The following is a 20,777-nucleotide window of genomic DNA, read 5'->3' as shown; positions in this document are numbered from 1 at the left end:
GGTCTCCAGCGTCCTGAGAGAAGGTGTCAGCCCTTGATGCCGGTTTGTGCGACCCCCTGTACCAGCCAGCGCTGGAGGAAGAGGAACACGAGCACCAGGGGCAGGATCGAGATGGCGGTGGCCATGAAGATCAGATGGAAGTTGACGGTCTGGTTGGTCATGTACGAGGAGAGCGCCACCTGGACCGTCCATGCTTCCTGGTCCTGGCCGATGACCAGCGGCCACAGGAAGGCGTTCCAGCCCTGGATGAAGGTGATGGTGGCGATGGCCGCGAAGAAGTTCAGCGAGTTGGGCACGACGACGCGCCAGTACGCGCCCCAGTAGCCGAGTCCGTCCACACGTGCCGCCTCCTCCAACTCCTTGGGGAACCCCAGAAAGTACTGCCGGAACAGGAAGCAGGTGAAACCACTGAAGAGCCCCGGAATGATGAGACCGCGGAAACTCGACACCCAGCCGAGCGACGAGACCAGCACGAAGCTCGGTACGAAGGTGACGGCGGCCGGCACCATCAGGGTCACCAGGACCAGGTAGAAGATCTTGTTGGCGTGCTTGTACGGGATGCGCGCCAGGCCGTACCCCGCCAGCGAACACACCAGCAGGACGCCCACGGTGTGCGCGACGCCGACGACCGTGGAGTTCCACAGGGACGTCGCGTACGGCACGGTGTTGTCGGTGAACAGTTCGCTGATGTTGCCCCACTGGATGTCGGTGGGGAAGAACTTCCACTTCTCGCCGGTGATCTCGGCGTCCGTGGAGAGTGCGTTGCGGACGATCAGATAGAAGGGGACCAGGAAGAGGAAGGCCGCGACGCCGGTGGCGATATAGAGGCCGGTGTTGCCGATGACGTTGCCGCGCTTGATGCGTTGCGGCTTGTCCGCCCGGGGCGCGGTTTCCTTGATCTCAGGCGTGGTGGTGGTCACTTGTTCTCGTCACCCCTTCCGAGGCCCATGAACCTGCCCTGCAGCAGCGTCACCGTGCAGATCAGGATGGTGAGGATCATGGCGCCCGCGCTGCCGGCGCCGTAGTCCTGATTTTGCCCCAGGGCGGTGTGGTACAGCTCGACGAGTGGTGGCCGGCCCCATGTCGTCTTCGGGAGCAGGTTGAAGAACTCGTCGAACGCCTGGTACGCGGCCACGAGCAGCAGCAGGATCACGGCGGTCGAGGTCGCCCGCAGCTGGGGCAGCGTGATGTACCAGAAGGTCTGCCAGCCCGGCTTGGCGCCGTCGATGGCGGCGGCCTCGTACAGCGACGGCGGGATGTTCTGCAGTGCCGCCAGGAACAGGATCATGTAGAAGCCGGACTGCAGCCACAGTCGCAGAGTGAGGATGACCAGCCAGTACCAGGGCGGATTGGGGTCGGCCAGCCAGGCGACGTTCTCGATGCCGATCCAGTCGAGGACGGTGTTCATCAACCCGAAGCGCACGCCGCTGAAAATGGACATCTTCCAGATCAGCGAGGCCGCGACGAAACTGACCGCCGTCGGCAGGAAGAAGACCGACCGGAAGAACGCCTTCATGAAACGCAGCCGGTGCACCATCAGCGCCAGGCCCAGCGACAGCGCCCAGGTGATCGGCACGACGATCGCGGCGAAGACGGTGAAGGTCCCCAGCGAGCCGACGAAGTCGCCGTTCGTCAGCATGTACTCGTAGTTGTCGAAGCCGACGAACTTGTCCGGCGTGACCGTGTACCGCGCTTCGTAGAAGCTGAGCCAGGCGCTCCAGAGGATGGGGATGTAGACGAAGATCAGCAGACCGATGAGGAACGGTCCGGTGAAGAGCCAGAAGTTGAACGTGGTGCCCCGCACACCCCGCCGCGGCTTGGTCTTGGAGACCTTGGCCGGGGCGGGGCGCGTGGCGTCACGCGTAGTCGTGGTCGACATGTCGTTACCTGTCCGGCGGCCTATCCGAAGAGCTTCTTGAGTTCGCGGTTGACCTTCGCATCCGCGGTGTCGAGGGCCTTCTCCGGCTCCACGCCCTTGCGCACGACGTCGGCGATCAACTCTTCGAACGCGGTGATCATCGCCTGCGTCCAGGACGGGTTCTCGAACCGTCCGTACTCGTTGAAGAACTTGACGCCCTCAGCCGGCAGACCCGACTTGAGCTTGTCGGCGGTCTCGGCGATCGACTGGCGCGGCGGGACGTGGAAGCCGTAGCTGAGCGCCCAGTCCTCCTGGTGCTCCTTCTGGTCGATCCACAGCCACTTCACGTACTCCTTGGCCAGGTCGACGTTCTTGCCCTTGGCGTTCACGAACATCGACCAACCGCCGTTGAAGACGGACGGCTTGGCCCCGTCCGCGGCGACGGGGTAGGGGAAGATGCCGAGGTCGTCGCCGAGCGCCTTCTGCAGCGCGGGCATGGCCCACATGCCGGACCACTGGATCGCGCAGAGGCCCTGGATCAGGGCGGAGGGGTCCCAGGAGTCGGCGGGCGCGCCGGTCAGCAGATGGCCGGCCTTGAACATCGTGCGGTACTTCGACAGCGTCTCGGCCACGGCGTCCGTGTGGTACGCGATCTGGTTGTCGGCGGTGAGCTGGTCCGCGCCCGAGGACCACACCAGGGGGTACTGCGTCTGGACCATGTCGTTGCCGATGAACAGGCCCTTGACCTTGTCGGTGGTGAGCTTGGCGGCGGCCTCGACGAGTTCGTCGAGGGTCTGCGGCACCTCGACGCCCGCCTTCTCCAGCATCGACTTGCGGTAGTAGAAGAACTGCGGGTCGTCGATCATGCGGACGCCCCATATCTTCCCGTCGATGGTGTGCGACTTGATGTCGGCGGGGTTGAAGTCGTCCTTGACGGGGTTGACGAGGTCGCTGAGGTCGGCGACCTGACCGCTCCTGATCAGCTGGAGCTGCGGATGGAACTCGAAGACGTCGGGCGCGTTCTTGGTGAGCAGGGACGAGAACAGCTTGCTCTCGAAGTTGTCGCCGGTGATCCACTGCGTGGCCACGTTGGCCCCGTCGAAGTCCTTGGCGTAACGCTTGATGGCCTCCTGCGTGCCGGCCTCGCCGTACGCGTGGAAGTACTGCGTGAGGCTCTTGCCCGAGGCGCCTCCCTCGGAGCGGCCGGTGTTGCCGCCGCACGCGGCCAGCCCGCCGGTGGCGGCCAGGCCCATGGCGGCCCGCAGTACGGTGCGACGGTCCCAGTTGTTGCTGTTCAGTGCCGACATGCTGACGTCCTTGTCTCTCAAGTGCGGCTGCGGCGCAATCGCTCAGTGAGCCGGTGGCTCAAAACTCAGGTGCGGTGCGGGACGTTAACCTTCGGCTAAGGCTTCGGCAAGGGGTTGGACGAAGCCTGTGCGAAGCGTTGTACAGGGTTCGGAATTCCGAACGAATGGGACCGGCGAGGGGGTTGACCCGGGGCCGGTTACTGCTTGGACCAGGTACGTCGGTTGGACCTCTGGTTGGCCTTCTGCGTGATCGAGGACAGGGCGCCCTCGAGCGCGAATGTCGCCGCGCCGAGGCACACCGGATCGGTGGGAATCGGGGACAGGACGATCTCGGTGGCGGCCAGCGGCCGCTGCAGCGCATGCCGGGCCACCGCCTCGCGGACCTCCTCGAGCAGGGGTTCGCCGAGGGCGGCCGCGACCCAGCTGCTGAGCACGACAACCTCGGGGTTGAGCAGATTCACCAGATCCGCGATGCCGGCACCGAGGTAACGGGCCGTGTCCCGGACCACCTTGACCGCCACCGGATCCTGGGCGGCGACTCCACGGGCCAGGGCGTCGATGGTCGCCGTCTGGTCCTCGGGGTGGAGCAGCGGGCTGCGCGGGCTCAACTCCCTTAGGTTCAGCATGATTCCGGGCGCTCCCACATACGTCTCCACGCACCCGTGGTTGCCGCAGTGACAGAGCCGCCCGTCCAGTACGAGCGTGGTGTGGCCCCATTCGCCCGCGCTGTTGCTGACCCCGCGATGGAGCCCGCCACCGAGGGCGAGCCCGGCGCCCACCCCCGTACCGAGATTCACCACCACGGCGTCCCCGCGCCCGCGGGCCGCACCGAACCACAGCTCGGCGACCGCGCAGGCGCGCAGCGGATTGTCGAGATACAGGGGGTGCGAGATCTGCTCGGAGAGCAGACCGAGCAGGGGCACGTCGTGCCAGTCCCAGTTCGGCGCGTACTCCGCGATGCCGGTGGCGCGGTCCACCTGCCCCGGCACGCTGACCCCGACCCCGAGCACGCGCGCACACTCGACCCCGGCCTGCGCGACGACCGAGTCGACGGCCGTGGCGACATGCCCCACGACCTGCGCCGGACGGCTCTCACCTGGGCGCATGTCCTCGTCCGCGCGAGCCAGCACATTCAGCGCGAGGTCGAACAGCTCGACGCGTACGTACGTCTCCGCGATGTCCACGCCGATCAACGCGCCCCCCGACGCGTTGACGGCCACGAGGCCCCGCGGGCGGCCCCCCGCCGAGTCCTCGAACCCGACCTCGGTGAGCAACCCGAGATCCAGCAGCTCACCGACCAGCGTCGCCACCGTGGCCAGACTCAGCCCCGTGGCGGCCGCCAGCTCCTGCCGGGAGGTGGGCGACTCGGCGATGATCTGGCGCAGCACCTCATAGCGGTTCGCGGTGCGTATGTCGCGGGATGTGCGCTTCACCGGGTGGCCCCCCTTGATCCCTTCAGACCCGTGCCGAGCCACGTCGGCCCCGGCGCGGCGCAAGGCTATGGCCTGCAACGGACTTTCGACAAGGGGTTAGGAAAGGGGTTGTAGAAAGAGGGGCTCGGCTACGGGCATGCCTGGACGTCAGGTGCCGAGCACCTCGCGGACGAAGGTGTTCCGGAATGTGCCCGCCGGGTCCAGTTCCTCCGCCAGCGACGTGAACGCGTCGATCCGCGGATAGCGTTCGCGCAGCGTAGCCGGTGCCGCGGTGAACACCTTGCCCCAGTGCGGGCGCGGATCGAAGGGGGCGAGTGCCTCCTCGATACGCCGCACCACGGGCAGCACGGCCGCCGTGTCCGGGACCCAGGTGAAATGGAACGCCACGGTGTCCCGCCCGTACGTGGGGCTCAGCCATTGGCTGTCGGCGGCGACCGTGCGGACCTCGCAGATCTGCAGGACCGGCGCGATCGTCGCGCGGATCGCGTCGAGAGCGTGCAGGGCGTCGAGCGCGTACGGGCGTGGAAGCAGGTACTCCGACTGGAGCTCGGCGCCACTGCTCGGCGTGAACTCGGCCCGGAAATGCGGCAGTCGCTCATGCCAGGGGCCCGGCACGCCGAACTGCTGCGTGCAGTTCTGGGCGGGCATGCCCGGCACGGGGTGCATGGCCTCGGTGGCGGGCACGGCCCACGGGAAGTCGTGCTGCGGCTGGTCGGTGCGCCGCTTCACCCAGGCCTGTACGAAGCCGGACTGCCGCCAGTCGGTGAACAGGCTCACGCTGTACGCCGCTGCCGACACCGTCTCGAAGTCCAGCCCAGCGAGGGGGAGTTGGCTGTACACCTGCTGGGCGGCCTCGAAGTCCGGTTCCAGGTCGAGCGTGAGCGCGGTGACCACGCCGAGCGCGCCCAGGGAGGTCACGGTGCCGTCGAAGCGGGCGTCGCCGCGGCCGATCGTCAGCAACGAACCGTCGGCGGTGACCAGTTCGACCTCGCGTACGGCCGAGGCCAGCGAGCCGTTGGTGTTCCCCGAGCCATGCGTGCCGGTCGCCACGGAGCCCGCCACCGAGATGTGCGGCAGCGAGGCCATGTTGTGCAACGCGAGCCCGCACTCATGCACGCGCCGCGCCAGCTCCGCGTACCGCACGCCGCCGGCCACCCGCACCGTACGCCCTGCCGTGTCCACCTCGACCGACGGCGGCAGCGCGGTCAACGAGACCAGCACGCCCTCGCTGCCCGGGTCGGCGACCTCGTTGAACGAGTGCCCGCTGCCCAGCACCCGCACCCGGGCACTCTGCGCGACGAGCGTGCGCAACGCGTCGAGCGAGTGCGGGCGGTGCAGCTCCTTGGCGGAGTAGGTGATGTTGCCCGCCCAGTTGGTCACGCGCTCTTTGGCTACGGGTTCTGTCGTCCCTGCCATCCGTGTCGTCCCTCCCCAGGAAGCCCTCTGTTGTAGAGGGAAGCTACCTTGACGGGCGGATGGGCTGGCGGATGGGCTTCCTCTGCGGGGGCGAGTGCTTGGGGCGAGTGCTTGGGGCGAGTGCTTGGGGCGACGGCGGACGCCGCTCGCCGTTTTGTGAGCGCCAGTGCGCGAGAAGGTCTCGGCCGACGCGCTGCGCCCACGGTGACAACTGCCGTGCGTCTCCCCGCCGATAGTGCCTCTCTGAGCAAGTGCTCCCCTGATCCGAGTACGTAAGGGATCATGAAGCATGCTCCCGGATGACTGGCAACTCACCGAAGACGTCGACGACTTCCTCGCCCAAGCCGGAGATTTCCTGCGCTCTCGGCCCGCCCTCCACAACACGCCGCTGACGGACATCGAGAAACTGCGTACCCGCGGGGCGCACGCGCACGGTGCCGAAGCCGCCGTCTTCGGCAGACTGGAGTCAGAAGGCGAGGTCCGCGCCATCTTCTATCGCACTCCGCGCGGCCGTCTGGGCCTCACCCCCCTCTCGGCCAAGCAGGCCGGCCACCTCGCCGCTCAACTGGCCGAGCTCGGCCTCTTCCCCGCCAACGTCATCGCAGACAACGACACCGCCACCGCTTTCGCCGAGACATGGCAACAGCACGCGGGCGCAGCGCCGGAACCCTTCTGGCGGACTCATCTCTACCGTCTCGGCACCCTCACCCCACCGCAGCCGCGTCCAGAAGGCCAGGGTCGCCTCGCGGGCGGGAAGGACCACGAGCAAGTCGTGCGCTGGTGCCGTGAGTTCTGTGTCGACGTCGGGGAGCAGCCTTCCATCGACTTGATCGACGCCGGCTCCTGGGCCGACTCGCGCTTCGGAGACAGGCACTTCACGTTCTGGAAGACCCCAGACGGCACACCCGCCTCCATGGCGGCCACGACCTCGATCGTCGGCGGCATGGTCCGGGTGGACCCTGTCTACACACCGGCCCACCTCCGGGGCCGCGGCTACGCGGGCGCCGTGACGGTCGAGGTGAGCCGTGCCGCGCTGGCGGCGGGTGCGACGGACGTCGTCCTGTTCACGGACCCGGCCAACCCCACCAGCAACGCCCTCTACCAGCGGATCGGATACGTCCACGTCGCCGACTTCGCCGGGTACAAGTTCTCCTACGGCGCGCCAGAAGCCGGTTAGGGGAGGGAATCGGGGAGGGAAGATTGTGCAGTGGTCCGAGCGGTACACCGCCGCTCGGCCGACGTAGGCGAACCCTCGCGGCAGTGCGGGCACATCGGCCGATGGTGCCGGACCCCGGTAGGCTGTCGCGGCAAAATGTGACAGTCGGGTGCCGCACTGTCACATTTCGCGTCGTCACGCTGCCGCGGTCACAGCGTCACGCACGTGGCGGGATCGCAGATAGCCGCAGGACGCATGGTTGTTCGGCGAGGGGTTGTCCACCCTGATGTCGGCGATCACCTTCGCCGCGCCCCTGAAGTCGTCGGCCAAGGTGGTGTCCAGCGTGACGAGGTCAAGCGGGTCGGCAAAGTTCGTCCACAATCGGACCGGGGCGGGAATGCGCAATGGCCGGGTGATGACGTCCTGGATCTCGGTGTAGCCCAGGGGCGAGCCCAGCGTGATGAACAGCGGGACGTCCTTCTGAGCAAAGCCGGCCTCGCTGAGCACGTCGTAGGCAACGACAGTGCCAAGGCTGTGGCTGACCACCACGACGGGCCCGGCCACGGCGTTGAGGGTCGTGCGCAGTCGGTCCTTGATCTTTCCTTGAGTGTTGGTGAAGAAGTACCCGTTGGCGTCCGGGATGAGGTGCCGCAGCAGTTGCCGCAGCAAGAAGCGGCGCAGCGGTCCGGGCAGTGGCAGCAGCTCGGCGACACCGGCGGCGGGGCGGACGTCTGTGGTCGGGGCGCTGCGGACGCCGCCTGATCGGCCCTTGGCCTTACGCGCCACCCGTGTGCAGCCCGGCCGGAGGTCTGCGCACTGCCAGGCGTCAGAAAGCGCTTTCATGTGCATTGACCCTCTTGCTCAACCACCCATACCGTAGAGACCGGTTGCCATAGGCCGTGCGCCATATCCACCTCACCGAGCCGGAGGCCAGTTCGTTGCCCGAGCATTCCCCGGGAAGCTCCTCACCCCAACGTGAGCGCCCCGTCGCGCTGTTCGCCATGAGCGCCGAGAACGTGCCGCACGTCTTTCCGGCGGAGGTGCTGGCGCGCCTGCGTGACGCCGTGGAAATCGATCCCACTCTGGTGGTCGAGAACAGCTTCGCCGACCCGCGCGTACGGGACGTGCTCGCCAGGACCGAGGTCCTCGTCACCGGCTGGGGCTGCCCCCGCATCGACGAGGCGGTGCTCGAGGCGGCGCCGAAGCTGCGGGCGATCCTGCACGCCGCGGGCTCCGTGAAGGGCTTCACCACGCCCGCCGTGTGGGAACGCGGGATCGCCGTCTCCTCGGCCGCCGACGCGAACGCGCTGCCCGTCGCCGAGTACACGCTCGCCATGATCCTTCTCGCGGGCAAGGACCTCTTCACGAGCAGGGAGCGCCTCAGAGCCGAACGGGCCCACCCCGGCTGGGGGATCGTCCCCGGCATCGGCAACTACGGCCGACGCGTCGGCGTCATCGGCGCCTCCCGCATCGGCCGCCGCCTCATCGAGTTGCTGCGCCCCTTCGACCTGCGGCCGAGCCTCACCGATCCGTACGTCGACGAGGCGGGGGCCGCGGCGCTCGGCGTACCCCTGCTGCCGCTCGACGACCTGCTGCGGACCTCCGACATCGTCACCGTCCACGCCCCGGACACACCCGAGACCCGCCATCTGATCGGCCGCCGCGAACTCGCCCTGATGCCAGACGGATCCGTGCTCATCAACACCGCGCGCGGCGCGCTCCTCGACCACGACGCGCTCATCGACGAACTGCGCACCGGGCGGATCAGCGCGATCCTCGACGTCACCGACCCCGAGCCGCTGCCCGCCGACTCGCCGCTCTTCGACCTGCCGAACGCGTTCATCACCCCGCACCTCGCGGGCTCGCAGGGCAACGAGGTGGCGCGTCTCGGGCTCACCGTCGTTGAGGAGGTGGAGCGGCTGCTTGCCGGGCGCGGCCTCGCCCACCGCGTTGACCAAGCGGAGTTGGGGCGCGCCGCGTGACGATCGCCGTACGCGCCCTTGCCGCCGCCCAGTTCGCGTCGCCTTGGTCGGTGGGGCTCGTACGGCAGGAGACGCCGGGGTGAGCCGGTGGTGCACGTCGCAGCTGGGTGCCCTGGGGTCGGACCACGCCGGGTCTCGTAGGGTGACCTGCACCAAAAACGGGGAGGTGGCCGAGCGGTGGCCAAAAGGTCGGGACCGGAGGCGAGCAGGGGCGCGCCCACGGGCAGTGACGCGTCCACCGTCAGGGACGTTGCCGCGCGAGCGGGCGTCTCCGCCTCCACGGTCTCCCGTGTCCTGGGCGGTACCTACCCGGTCGCCGCCGGCACGCGCGCCCGGGTGCTCAAGGCCATGCGCGAGCTGGACTACGTGGTCAACGCGCATGCCCGGGCGCTCGGCGGTTCGACGAACAAGACCGTCGCGTTCGTGGTCGACGATGTGACCGGGCCCTTCTACGCCCATATCGCGCGCGGAGTGGAGGAACAGGCCTCCGAGGAGGGCCGGTTGTGCATGCTGTGCACCACGCACGGCGACCCTAAGCGTGTGCTCGCCGTCGTCGAGACCATGCGTGAGCAGCGCGCCGACGCCGTGATCGTGGTCGGCGGGGCCTGGGAGGACAAGGCGTACCAGGAGCGGATGACGCACTTCGCGCACGGCCTGGACCGGGTGGGTTCGCGGCTCGTGCTGGTCGGCAGGCCGCCGCTCGGGCCGGGCATACCGGCCACGGTCGTCGACTACGACAACGAGGGCGGCGCCTTCGCCATGACCACCCACCTGTTGTCGTCGGGGCACCGGCGTATCGCGTACGTGGGCCGGATGCCTGGGCTGTCCACCAGTGGGCAGCGGATCAGCGGTTTCACGCGGGCCCATGAACTGCTCGGTCTCACGCCTGATCCTGAGCTGATCGTGGACGGTGCCTTCTCTCGGTCGGTCGGCTATCAGCTGGCGCGTCAACTCCTCGCCGCTGGGCGGGAGTTCACGGCGGTTTTCGCGGCCACGGACATGGTTGCGGCCGGGGTGATCCAGGCCTTGCGGGAGGGTGGGCGGCGTATCCCGGATGACGTCGCCGTCGCAGGATACGACGACATTCCCGTGGCCCGGGACGTCTACCCGGCGCTTACCACCGTCAACGTTCCGCAGGAGGAACTGGGACGTGCTGCGGTCCGGCTGGCGCTGCACCGGGATGAACTCCCTGACAGTCAGCACCTGGTGCTTGGTACGCATGTGGTGCTGCGTGACTCGACCCGTCGGCGCGGCCGTTGAGTTTGGCCGAGCCAAGCCCCCTGAGCCCGGCTCGGCCAAGCCCTCATCTCCGGCGCTTCAGGACAACCGGTCTCTAAGATCACGTTCGCCACTTCCCGTAGTGGCTTCTAGCTTCAATAGGGACCGATTTCTCTTGCTCCTTCGGATGCGCCCTGAGCGGTGGCTGGTGGCGGGCTGCCGCATCACCGGGGCCAGTCGGGTGACCTTTGAGGGCCTCGCTCGTTCTTGTGAGTGTCGGGCGAACTATCGAGGGGGCGCGTGTTGTGAGTCAGGGCACCTTGGTCACACGGCAGTTCGGGCACCGTGCCCGACTTGCGCTGTCGCCCACCGAGGTGTCGAAGGCCGATGCCCGGGCGCATGCGGCCCGCACCCTGTGGAACCTGCTGCACGCCTGGTGGCAGATGATGCCCAAGGACCAGCGGACCCTGGCCAACGCGGACGCCGCGATCCGGCAGGCCCGCCAGGCCCTCGATTTCCTCGCCGTGCTGCCCGCCCAGGCCGCCCAGGCGGTGTTGAAAACGTACTTCCAGGCGTGGAAGAACTGCTGGGAGGGCCGGGCTCGGGCACCAGAGTTCAAGGCCCGCTTCCGCACCAGGATGAGCATCGACATCCCGCAGGGCCGCGACCTGCACGTGGTGCGGGTGCACCGCCGCTGGGGCATGGTCAACCTGCCCAAGATCGGCCGCGTGAAGTTCCGCTGGACCAAAGACCTCCCCGCCGGCAGGCACGCCGGCACCGAGAACCGGATCACCGGAGCCCGGCTGATCAAGGACGCGCTCGGCTGGCACATCGCCTTCCGCGTGACGACCGGGGAAGCCACGCCCGAGCCTCACACCGGCCCGGAGGTCGGGATCGATGTGGGCGTCACCGTGCCGCTCGCCCTCTCCGACGGGACCACGTACGAGCACGGGCAGTGGCTGACCGAGCAGGAACAGGCCAAGCTCCTGCGCCTGGAACAGCGCGCCGCCCACCGCAAACAGCACCGCGAACCCGGCGAGCGCACCTCGCGCCGCCTGCAGCACACCTTTGACCAGATCGCCCAGCTCCGAGCGAAAGCCAAGCGACGAGCCGCCGACTGGCAGCACCAGACGACCACCGCCATCGCCCGCACCTACGGCACGGTGGCGGTCGAAGCACTCACCATCACGAACATGGTCACGTCGGCCCGGGGCACCGTCGAGGTGCCGGGGAAGAATGTCGCCCAGAAGGCCGGGCTGAACCGCGCCATCGTCGCCGAGGCGTGGGGACGCACGGTCACCATGCTGGCGTACAAGACCGCCCGGCACGGCGGCGCCCTGGTCAAGGTCCCCGCCCCCGGCACCTCCCGGCGCTGCTCGGCCTGCGGATGCACCACGCCCGGCGGCCGAGAGTCCCAGGCCGTGTTCGTGTGCAAGAACCCGGACTGCGGCTGGTCGGGCAATGCCGATCACAACGCGGCGCGGAACATCTTGCATCTGTACCGGATCGGCCTCGCGGCGATCCCGGCTGCCGGGAGGGCAGTCGTTAGGCGCGCTCGTCGCGTCGCGTCAAGCCCGCCGCCGCAAGGTAGGTGGGAATCTCCTTCCCGAGCTTGCGAAGGGGGGAGAGCACTCCAAAACCAGGTCATGTACACCTATGAAGGCGCCTGGGAGGCCCACGAGGGCCTGCGGGTCATCGGGTCGCGTTTCTACGAGGGCAAGGCGCGCAGCCACCGCATCGTGGGGGAGTCCCTGGGCTGGGAGCCGTTCCTCGGCGAGGAGGTCCTGGTCGGGCCGGACGGCCAGGAACTGGACCTGTTCCACTCGCTCTTCTACCGTATCGCGCTTCGCCCGGCCGTGTCCGTGTGCCGGGGCGCTGGCGCGGTGCCATATCTCTTCTGTCGTACGGGAGTTGGATTTCAGTGGTCGGCTGATCCACCGCCATGAGAGGTTCTTTCCGCACTGTTCGATGTGTCGTCACAGATGTCCGGAGTTACCGGGCGGGATGGAGCAGCGATGGCGGTCAGCGGCGTACGCAGCGGGCGCAGAGGGCGGATCCGGAGGGCGGTGGCCGTCGCCGCGTGCGTCGTGGCGGCCGGTGTGGTGCCCTCGACGGCGCTCGCGACCCCCGGCAGCGGGGTCAGCGGAACCATCCTCGCCAAGGGGACGTCCGAGGACGGTCTGAAGATCAAGACCCGTGGACGCACCGACGTAGTGGTCCGCACGATCACGGTAGCGCCGGGCGGCTCCACCGGCTGGCACTACCACCAGGGTCAGCTGATCGCCGTCGTCCAGTCCGGCACGCTCACCCGCACGATGCACGACTGCACGGTGGAGACCACCACGGCCGGGAAGTCCTTCGTCGAGCCCGCCGGACCTCACCATGTGCACATCGGCCGCAACCTGGGCACCGAGCCCGTCGTCCTGTACGTGACCTACCTGCTGCCCGAAGGGGCACCGCTGTCCGTCGACGCGCCCGACCCCGGCTGCGACGTCTGAGGGACCCGGCACCCATCCCGTCCAGCCGGGGGCATACCGTGAGGAGTGGAGCACAACCGCCGCCGGGAGCGAGGAGTTACGGGATGGGCAGCCGCACCGCGCTGGTCGAGGATCTGATGGAACGGTTCCCGCACGTACCGCGGGAGGCCGTCTTCAAGGAGGACCTGCTCAGGGGTGGTGTCGCTTTCGACGCGTCGGCCCTCAGCGACAACGAGGACGGCGAGGTGAAGCCGAAGTCGTACTTCATCTTCTCCTTCGACCACGGCACCCTGCCGGAGCTCGGCGAGGCCGCGCTCCGGCGCCCGCCCGAGGAGATCATCCTCACCGGGGGGCCGTACGACCTGCGGCGCACCGTCGTCTCCGTACGCGTCAATCCGTCCTCGCCGTACCGGGTGGCCGCCGACGAGGACGGTGTGCTCGGGCTCTATCTCGACGGGAAGCGGATCTCGGATGTCGGGGTGCCGCCGATGCCGGAGTACTACCGGCACACCCTCGCGAGTGGGAAGTCCGTGATGGAGGTGGCCCCGACGATCCAGTGGGGCTACCTCATCTACCTCACCGTCTTCCGGGTCTGCCAGTACTTCGGCGCCAAGGAGGAGTGCCAGTACTGCGACATCAACCACAACTGGCGCCAGCACAAGGCGGCGGGGCGCCCGTACACCGGGGTGAAGGACGTCGAGGAGGTCCTCGAGGCCCTCGAGATCATCGACCGGTACGACACCGCCAAGGCGTCCACCGCGTACACGCTCACCGGAGGCGCGATCACCAAGACGGTCGCCGGGCGGGACGAGGCCGACTTCTACGGGCACTACGCCAAGGCCATCGAGGAACGCTTCCCCGGGCGGTGGATCGGCAAGGTGGTGGCCCAGGCGCTGCCGCGTGATGACGTGCAGCGCTTCAAGGACTACGGCGTGCAGATCTACCACCCCAACTACGAGGTGTGGGACGAGTACCTGTTCAAGATGTACTGCCCGGGCAAGGAGCGTTACGTCGGCCGCGACGAGTGGCACAAGCGCATCCTCGACTCGGCGGAGGTCTTCGGCGCGCGCAACGTCATCCCCAACTTCGTGGCCGGCGTCGAGATGGCCGAGCCCTTCGGCTTCACGACCGTCGACGAGGCGATCGAGTCGACGACCGAGGGCCTGCGCTTCTTCATGTCGCACGGCATCACGCCCCGGTTCACCACCTGGTGCCCCGAGGTGACGACACCGCTGGGCAAGGCCAATCCGCAGGGCGCGCCGCTGGAGTACCACATCCGGCTGCTCGAGGCGTACCGCTCGACGATGGAGGACTTCGGGCTGTCCTCGCCGCCCGGATACGGCCCGCCCGGACCGGGTAATGCGGTCTTCTCGGTCAGCTCGTTCATGGACAGCTTGCCTGCGAACGAGGAGGCGCCGGCGATCCGAAAGGTCTGAGGTAGGTGCGGGGCGGGGAGCGGGGAACGGGTGTTTGCGCTGGTGGGGATGGGGTTGGCGTGAACTTTTGAGGTGGCAGAGGCGGACGCATATGCATGTGACGCTTGTCAGTTGTGCGAGTCGCGTGAAAAACTCTGGCCCCCTTGAGTTGTCCCCGCTCAACTGCCGTATTCCCCTCATGAGTTGACTCCCCTCTTTTGCGGATGCAGGTGAAGTCCCCGCCCATGCCCGACCTGCCGACCCCTGAAGACGCCGCCGAGGCCACTCTGTTCTCGGAGTGCTGGGACGCGGTGCTGTCGTACGCCGATCTGTGCACCGCGGGTTCCTCCGGTGCCCGACAGCTGGCCTCCGAGGCGTTCTCCCATGGCATACGTGAGGTGCGCGCCTCCGAGGACAGCGGTGGCAAGAGCTTCGGGCGTCGGTCGCGGACGCCCAGGCTGCCGCGTATTCCGCTGTTACTGACGTCCGTACGCAAGACGGCTGCCCGCTGGGAATCGCAGGGCCATGGCGAGCGCCTCGATGCCGATCTGCGGCTGTGGCTCAACTCCGAGAAGGCGGAGCGTTATTCGGGACCGCCGTTGCAGCGGCCGCTCGCGTTGCGTGCGCTCAGGGACATGCAGGAGGCGGACGCGGCGCTGCTCTGGCTGGCCGAGGTCGAGGCGATACCGCTGCCCGCCGTGGCCGGCCGGCTCGGTCTCGATCCGGAGGGCGCCGCCGAGGAACTCGACCAGGTGCGCCGTGTGTTCCGCGACCGCTGCCACCGCAACCATCTCGACACCCCGCTCGACGCGGAGTGCCGCCGTTATGCCCGGCTCCTCGACGGGGTCACCCGTTCACCCGCTGCCGACACCCCTGAGGACCTTTCCCGTCACCTCGCGCGATGCGTGGAGTGCGCGGAGGCCGCCGCCTGTCTGCGGCCGACCGGCGGCGGGGTGCCCGCGGCCCTCGCGGGCGGCGTGCTCGGCTGGGGCGGACTCGCGTATCTGGAACGGCGGCGCAGAGCCGTGGAATCGGGGCTCAGCCGGTCGAGCACCGACCCGGACGAGGTGGCGGCGCCGCCGGATGCCGAGGAGGGCAAGGCCCGGTTCGGGCGCGCCGGGCTGCTGGTCGCGGCCGTCATCGTGTCCCTGCTCGCGCTCGTGGTCTCGCTCGGGGCCTTCAACTCCGACTCCGACAGTGACCCCGTCGCACAGGACGAGTCGGCGTCGGGCCGGGAGCCGGTGGGCGACCAGGTGCCCCCGCCGAACGCCCTGCCGCCCGCCACCACGTCCCCCACGCCGGAGCCCTCGGACTCCGACCCCTCGGATCCGGGGGCGGGCTCCGACGGCGACAAGGATGACGAGAACGACGAGAACGACGCGGATGGCGACAAACCGCCGGGCCAGAAGCCCCAGGGCGAGGCGACGAACTCCCACGAGTCCGACCCCGAGCCCACGAAGTCCGCGTACTGCAAGGCCGGTTACGACCTGGTCAACCAGTGGCCGGACGGCTTCCAGGCCACTGTCACCGTCACCACCACCAAGGCTCTCGACGACTGGCGCGTCGGCTGGAAGTTCCGCGACGGCCAGCGGATCACCCAGATGTGGGACGGCAAGGCCGACCAGGACGGCTCCCGGGTGACCGCCACCCCCGCCGACTACAACAAGGCCGTACCCGCCGGCGGCAAGCTCGCGGTCGGCTTCCTCGCGTCGTGGGAGGGCGAGAACTCGGCGCCGTACGACGTCACGCTGAACGGGCACAGCTGCACGGATGTGAGTTGAAGGGCTGACGGCTCGCGCCCGACGGCCGGGCCCGCTGGGGCCCCGGGCCGGCCTGGACGGCCGCTTATGTGGCTGCGCGTCCTGGCCATGTCGTCCGCGACGGGGCGCCGGTTGACTCGTAGACATGACACAGAACAACGCAGGGCGGCGTACGACCGCCGGAAGTGTGCTGGTCGCGGCTACGGTCGCCATGGGTCTGATCGCCGGGACGTTCTACATCTTCGCCTGCGCCGTGATGCCGGCGCTGGCCCGCAGCGACGACCGCGTCTATGTCGAGGTCATGCAGAACATCGACGACGTCATCCAGAACCCGGTGTTCTTCCTGAGCTTCATCGGCGCGCTGATCCTCGCGGGAGTCTCCGCCTGGCAGCTGCGCTCTTCCGAGAGGCTGCGCTGGTGGGTGTGGGCCGCCCTCGTGGCGTACGCTCTCGCGTTTCTGTTCACCGTCATGGTGAACATCCCGCTCAACACCGATCTCGTCGACGCCGGTGATCCGGCGAGGATCGCCGATCCGGCCGCCGTGCGCGAGGAGTTCGAGGATCCGTGGGTGGCCTGGAACATCGTACGAGGGGTGCTGTCGACGATCGCGCTGGGCTGCCTGGCCCGGGCACTCGTGCTGTACGGACGAACGGCGCGCCGGACGCCGGACCTCTTGCCGTCGGCTGCCGGGTCCGCTTGACTCCGGCCCGCCAGGATGCCGATTCAGCGGCGGAGGACACCATGGAGATCTCTCGCAGACAGCTGTTGTCCGCCCTCTCGGCCGCCGGTCTGGTGGCCGTGATCCCCTCGGAGCCGGCGAGCGCGGCGGAGGTCGCCGAGGGCAGCGCACGTCTGCTGGCGAACACCGTGGCGGTGTTCGCCGGGACCGTCGAGTCCAACGCCCGGCCGGAGACGGCCGCCAAGCTCGCCGCCATCGACACGGCCGCACGGACGAATCTGACGTTGATGGATGGGGCGGGCGCGGACGAACTGTTCGCCGGTCTGGTGCTCGGCACCGACGAGGCCAACCTCAACACGGCCTTCCGGTGGCTGTACGAGATCGCCCTCGCCACCCGCACACCGGGCGGCCCGGCCTCCGGCCTGTACGAGAACACCGTCGTGCAGCGCCGGGTGATCGACGGTCTCGGCTGGCTGCACGAGCGCTATTACGGCGACCAGGCCACGGGCTACTACGGCAACTGGCACCACTGGGAGATCGGTCTCTCTCAGCACATCAGCAAAACCCTGGCCTTGCTCGCCGACGAGGTGAAGGCGTACCGCCCCGACCTCATCCGCACCTACGTCGTCTCGATGGACGCCTACCTCCGCAACGGCGTCGACGGGGACGTGAACCTCGACTCGCGCTTCCACACCGGCGCCAACCTCGCCGACATCACCACCAACCGGATCCTCCAGGGCGCGCTCCTCGGCGACGACGTACGCATCCGCAAGGCCCTCACCGACCAGCTGACGGTCTTCGTCACCATCGACCCGTACCACCTCAACCACGGTGTCACGGACGGTCATTACGCCGATGGGTCGTTCATCCAGCACGCCTCTGTCGCGTACACCGGCTCCTACGGCAAGGCCCTGCTGACCCGTGTCGTCCAGACCCTCAAGATCCTCGACGGTACGGGTTTCGCGCACGGCGGGGAACTGGTGCCGACCGTGCACGGCTGGGTGAGGAACGGCTTCGCGCCGCTGATCTTCGAGGGCTGGATGATGGAGATCGTCAAGGGGAGGGCGGTCGCGCGGACGGACACCGGCTACACCGATGTCGCGGTGGTCGTCGAGGCCATCGTCGATCTCGCCTCACTCACGACCGGCGCCGATGCAACCGCCCTGAAGAGCTACGTCAAGTACATCCGGTCGACCTCGCGCACCGCTCTCGACCCGGCCGGCTTCGTCTCCCCGGTCAGCATCGTGCGCTACGCCGACATCATCGGCGACGCCACCGTCCCGCCCGCGGACCTCAACCCCGCCTCCCGCAGCGTCGCCTTCAACGCCATGGACAGGACCGTGCACCGCAGACCGGGCTACGCCTTCGCGCTCGCCCGCAGCTCCGACCGGATCAGCAAGTACGAGTACATGAGCGGCGAGAACCTCATGCCCTGGTTCCAGGGCGAGGGCGCGTACTACCTCTACCTCTCCGGACAGGACCAGACCCAGGCGTACGGCGTCGACTACTTCACCACGGTCTCGCCGTACGGCCTCGCCGGTGTCACCGCGCCGGTCGAGCGGCGGCGCACCATCCCCGAGCTGTACGGGAAGCCGTACTACGACAACCCCGGCCACCCGCTGAACTTCACCTCGTCGTCCGAGTCGCAGAACACGTACGTCTACTTCCCGCGCGGCACCCATCGGCACTCCGGCGGCGCCGTTCTCGGGGCGTACGGCGTGGCCGGGATGGTGCAGTCCGACGACGTCGCCCACCGCGACAAGGGCGCGGGGCTGCTGCCGGACGACTTCGTGGCCTACCGCAACGCGCGGGCGACCAAGTCGTGGTTCCTCCTCGACGAGGAGATCGTGGTGCTCGCGGCCGGGGTCGGCGACAGTGCCGGTCGGGCCGTGACCACGACGGTCGACGCCCGTACCGCCGCACCGGACGATCAGGTCTCGGTCACCGGGATGCTCCGCGATGGCAGTCCCTGGACCGGCCCGGGCCTCGGCGACCTGCGCTGGCTGCGCTACGCCAATGCCACCCAGCGGACCGCGGTCGGCTATGTCTTCCTCGACACCCCGCCGGTGAGGATCACCCTGGACAGGGTCACCCGCAGCCGCCGGGTGGTCCGCACCGCGAACCCGGACACCGCCGTGACCCGCACGGTGCTCGGTGTGACGGTCGAGCATGCTCGCGGAGCCCAACCAACCCGCTTGGCCTACGCGTTGGTGCCGAACGCCGGGGAGGCCGGCCTGCGTTCGTACCTGCACGACGGGCCATTGAAAGTTCTGGCGAACACCCCACGTCTGCAGGCCGTCACCCACACCGGCCTCGGCCTGACGGCCGCCAACAGCTTCACACCCGGCATCCATGAGGCCCCAGGGATGCGCATGCGTATCGACGGCCCCGCCTCGGTGATCGTCCGGCGCGAACGCCGCGGCCTGACCACCGTCGCCGTGTCCGACCCGACCATGCACCGCGACACGGTCAGTGTCCTGCTCCCCGGCCGCCCTCTGCGAGAGGTCACCTCGGACGACGGGGTACGCGTACGCGCGACCCACGGCGGAACCCGGCTGGACTTCGACACCCACCACGCGTACGGACGGAGCTTCAGGGTCACGCTGCGCGGCTGGGCCTGATATCGAACTGGTCGACCTGGAGGCGCTCTACGGACTGGCGTGACGCTTTCCCGTCGCGCAATGGGCCGGCGTTCATGGGGTGCCGTAATTCGATGGCGTCGTGGCTCAGGTGCCTCTAGTGTCAGTGCTGTTCGAGCGGTGGCCGGAGGGTGCCGCGGGTGACTTGGCTTGGTTGGGAGGTGTGACCGATGGCTGTCTTCGTGATGGGCGCTGCCCGCATCCGGAAGTTCATCAAGTCCACCTCAGTGGCCGCCGGCTGACATCCTCCCGGGGCCACCCTTCGAAGGGTCACCCCCTTGTCTTTCTCTTCTCGTTCTGTCTCTTCTCGTTCTGTTTCTCCGCATCCGCTCGCTCCCTACGGCTGGGACCAGGCGTGGGCGGACGAGTTCGCCCCTTACGACGCCGAAGGGCTCGTCGCCGGACGGGTGGTCCGGGTCGACCGGGGGCAGTGCGACGTGGTCACCGCAGACGGGGTCATGCGCGCCGATACGGCGTTCGTGACACCGCGAGACCCGCTGCGCGTCGTGTGCACCGGCGACTGGGTCGTCGTCGAACCCGCGGGCAACCCTCGCTACGTACGGACGTATCTGCCACGCCGTACCGCCTTCGTGCGCTCCACTTCCTCCAAGCGGTCCGAGGGGCAGATCCTCGCGGCCAACGTCGACCACGCGGTCGTCGCCGTGTCGCTCGCCCTGGAGCTCGACCTCGGGCGCGTCGAACGGTTCCTGGCGCTCGCCTGGGAGTCCGGCGCGCAGCCGGTCGTGGTGCTGACCAAGGCCGACCTCGTACCGGACGCGGTGACGCTCGCGCACCTGGTCCAGGACGTGGAGACGACCGCGCCGGGTGTGCCGGTGCTGACGGTCAGCGCCGCGCTCGGAGAAGGCCTGGATGTTCTCGCGGCGGTGGTCTCCGGGGGGACGTCTGTGCTGCTCGGGCAGTCCGGTGCGGGTAAGTCGACGCTTGCCAACGCGTTGCTCGGCGAGGACGTCATGGAGGTGCGGGCCGCGCGTGACGTGGACGGCAAGGGGCGCCACACCACGACGACGCGCAATCTGCTCGTCCTGCCTGGTGGTGGTGTGCTCATCGATACGCCCGGGCTGCGGGGAGTTGGGCTCTTCGATGCCGGGAGCGGGGTCGGGCAGGTGTTCTCGGAGATCGAGGAGCTTGCGGGTGGCTGCCGCTTTGATGACTGCGCGCATGTGGCGGAGCCGGGGTGTGCGGTCCTTGACGCGGTCGAGTCCGGTGTGTTGCCGGAGCGGCGGCTGGACAGCTACCGCAAGCTGCTTCGTGAGAATGAGCGGATTGTGGCCAAGACGGATGCGCGGGCTCGGGCGTCGCGTCCGCGATCCAGGCACCGTCGCCGGAAGGGTCGATGACGCCCTCCTCCAGCCAGGTGTACGTACCGCCGAGAACGCCCTTGACCACCTTGTGGTCGAGGTCGTCGGTGTTGCTCCA

15 protein-coding genes and 1 pseudogene are annotated in these 20,777 nt (G+C 68.6%); 10 read left to right on the top strand and 6 right to left on the bottom strand.

The window, feature by feature from the left end:
• Positions 1-26 precede the first annotated feature (26 nt).
• The 5 genes from G6048_RS00690 to G6048_RS00670 form a co-directional block, all read right to left on the bottom strand.
• Positions 27-920 (bottom strand): carbohydrate ABC transporter permease, encoded by an 894-nt coding sequence (locus G6048_RS00690; RefSeq protein ID WP_165337421.1) that lies wholly within the window; start codon positions 918-920, stop codon positions 27-29.
• Positions 917-1,879 carry a carbohydrate ABC transporter permease gene (locus G6048_RS00685; RefSeq protein ID WP_165337420.1) on the bottom strand — a complete coding sequence of 321 codons (963 nt, stop codon included), beginning with the start codon at positions 1,877-1,879 and terminating at the stop codon, positions 917-919. Before G6048_RS00685 ends, G6048_RS00690 begins: the two co-directional genes overlap by 4 nt.
• A 20-nt stretch (positions 1,880-1,899) precedes the next feature.
• Positions 1,900-3,165 carry an ABC transporter substrate-binding protein gene (locus tag G6048_RS00680; protein ID WP_165337419.1) on the bottom strand — a complete coding sequence of 422 codons (1,266 nt, stop codon included), beginning with the start codon at positions 3,163-3,165 and terminating at the stop codon, positions 1,900-1,902.
• A 197-nt stretch (positions 3,166-3,362) separates the two neighbouring features.
• Positions 3,363-4,598, bottom strand: coding sequence for an ROK family transcriptional regulator (locus tag G6048_RS00675; RefSeq protein WP_165337418.1), 1,236 nt, complete (start codon positions 4,596-4,598; stop codon positions 3,363-3,365).
• 147 nt (positions 4,599-4,745) lie between these two features.
• Positions 4,746-6,014 carry an FAD-binding protein gene (locus G6048_RS00670; protein WP_165337417.1) on the bottom strand — a complete coding sequence of 423 codons (1,269 nt, stop codon included), beginning with the start codon at positions 6,012-6,014 and terminating at the stop codon, positions 4,746-4,748.
• A gap of 289 nt (positions 6,015-6,303) precedes the next feature.
• Here G6048_RS00670 and G6048_RS00665 point away from each other — a divergent pair, with 289 nt between their 5' ends.
• Positions 6,304-7,191, top strand: coding sequence for a GNAT family N-acetyltransferase (locus G6048_RS00665; protein ID WP_165337416.1), 888 nt, complete (start codon positions 6,304-6,306; stop codon positions 7,189-7,191).
• A 174-nt stretch (positions 7,192-7,365) separates the two neighbouring features.
• On the opposite strand, the gene G6048_RS00660 is transcribed toward G6048_RS00665, so the two are convergent.
• Entirely contained in the window at positions 7,366-8,013 is a 648-nt protein-coding gene (locus tag G6048_RS00660) for a hypothetical protein (protein ID WP_165337415.1), read from the bottom strand.
• 158 nt (positions 8,014-8,171) lie between these two features.
• Between G6048_RS00660 and G6048_RS00655 the strand changes: the two genes are divergently transcribed.
• From G6048_RS00655 to rsgA, 9 genes and pseudogenes are all read left to right on the top strand, one after another.
• Complete coding sequence (locus G6048_RS00655) at positions 8,172-9,152, top strand: hydroxyacid dehydrogenase (RefSeq protein WP_165337414.1); 981 nt, start codon at positions 8,172-8,174, stop codon at positions 9,150-9,152.
• Between the two features lie 177 nt (positions 9,153-9,329).
• Positions 9,330-10,412 (top strand): LacI family DNA-binding transcriptional regulator, encoded by a 1,083-nt coding sequence (locus tag G6048_RS00650; protein WP_165337413.1) that lies wholly within the window; start codon positions 9,330-9,332, stop codon positions 10,410-10,412.
• 317 nt (positions 10,413-10,729) lie between these two features.
• Positions 10,730-11,935: pseudogene (locus G6048_RS00645) on the top strand (RNA-guided endonuclease InsQ/TnpB family protein); the annotation flags it as partial.
• Positions 11,936-12,385: 450 nt separating this feature from the next.
• Positions 12,386-12,868, top strand: coding sequence for a cupin domain-containing protein (locus tag G6048_RS00640; RefSeq protein ID WP_165337412.1), 483 nt, complete (start codon positions 12,386-12,388; stop codon positions 12,866-12,868).
• Positions 12,869-12,951: 83 nt separating this feature from the next.
• Positions 12,952-14,283, top strand: coding sequence for a radical SAM protein (locus tag G6048_RS00635; RefSeq protein WP_165337411.1), 1,332 nt, complete (start codon positions 12,952-12,954; stop codon positions 14,281-14,283).
• 224 nt (positions 14,284-14,507) lie between these two features.
• On the top strand, positions 14,508-16,043 hold the full coding sequence (locus tag G6048_RS00630; protein ID WP_165337410.1) for a cellulose binding domain-containing protein: 1,536 nt from the start codon (positions 14,508-14,510) through the stop codon (positions 16,041-16,043).
• Between the two features lie 124 nt (positions 16,044-16,167).
• A complete protein-coding gene (locus tag G6048_RS00625; RefSeq protein WP_165337409.1) occupies positions 16,168-16,722 on the top strand; it encodes an anthrone oxygenase family protein in 555 nt (184 codons plus the stop codon).
• Between the two features lie 41 nt (positions 16,723-16,763).
• Positions 16,764-19,322 carry a polysaccharide lyase family 8 super-sandwich domain-containing protein gene (locus G6048_RS00620; protein WP_165337408.1) on the top strand — a complete coding sequence of 853 codons (2,559 nt, stop codon included), beginning with the start codon at positions 16,764-16,766 and terminating at the stop codon, positions 19,320-19,322.
• Between the two features lie 296 nt (positions 19,323-19,618).
• Positions 19,619-20,698, top strand: a complete 1,080-nt coding sequence (gene rsgA, locus G6048_RS00615; protein WP_165337407.1) for a ribosome small subunit-dependent GTPase A — start codon at positions 19,619-19,621, stop codon at positions 20,696-20,698.
• The last annotated feature ends 79 nt before the right edge of the window (positions 20,699-20,777 follow it).

The sequence above is a fragment of the Streptomyces ureilyticus genome, from assembly GCF_011045025.1.
In the GTDB taxonomy this organism is placed as follows: Bacteria; Actinomycetota; Actinomycetes; order Streptomycetales; family Streptomycetaceae; genus Streptomyces; species Streptomyces ureilyticus.
This window is presented reverse-complemented; position numbering and strand designations above follow the sequence as displayed.